This is a genomic window from Photobacterium sp. DNB22_13_2, from assembly GCF_052873915.1.
In genome coordinates, this window is sequence record NZ_JBNNXU010000289.1 from 1 (window position 1) to 237 (window position 237).

The following is a 237-nucleotide window of genomic DNA, read 5'->3' on the forward strand; positions in this document are numbered from 1 at the left end:
GTATCAGGACACCCGTCCGGCAGCTGTTGGCAATGTGTTGGAGTGGTACGATTTCGCCGCCTATGGCTACTTCGCCGCCATCTTCGGCAAAAACTTCTTTCCATCCGGCAACGCCGTCATCTCGCTCGCCGCCGCCTTCGGGGTTTTCGCGGCGGCGTTCCTGATGCGGCCAATCGGCGGTGCCCTGTTCGGCCATGTCGGCGACCGGTTCGGCCGCAAGCGGGCGCTGCTGACCTC

1 protein-coding gene is annotated in these 237 nt (G+C 64.1%); it reads left to right on the forward strand.

Annotated features, from left to right (window positions below; all coding sequences use genetic code 11):
- A partial coding sequence (locus ACVA58_RS28680; RefSeq protein ID WP_446513622.1) for an MFS transporter occupies positions 1–237 on the forward strand: 237 nt, incomplete at both ends.